The sequence below is a fragment of the Sphingobium sp. FG11 genome, from assembly GCF_057809915.1.
In genome coordinates this window covers 1-320 of sequence record NZ_JBMDKW010000051.1, presented here as the reverse complement: position 1 = coordinate 320, position 320 = coordinate 1, and the positions used below count along the sequence as shown (strand labels likewise).

1 pseudogene is annotated in these 320 nt (G+C 59.1%); it reads left to right on the top strand.

The features are described 5' to 3' along the window. Positions 1 to 94 precede the first annotated feature (94 nt). A pseudogene (locus ACODSN_RS16430) lies at positions 95 to 320 on the top strand (hypothetical protein); the annotation flags it as partial.

Genomic DNA, 320 nt, shown 5'->3' with positions numbered 1-320 from the left:
CACATTGGGAACCAATGTATAAGCGTGCCCTTATCTTCATAAGGTAGCCTCATGCCGTTCCGCTTGCTATAGCGAATTGCCATAGGAGGACGGCATGACACGGACACCCGTTGAAGAGCGCCTTGAGAAAATGCGCGAGGACGAGCGCAAGCTGCGTGAGCGGCGAAAGGCGCTTGAGGCCCGCGTCTCTACCGAACGTCGCAAGGCTGAAACCCGCGAGCGCATCATGCTTGGCGCGTTCATCCTCCACCACTTAGAGGAAGATACGCCCACCGGTCGCCAGCTCGCGCCCCTGCTGCAACGCGAACTGCCGATGTTCC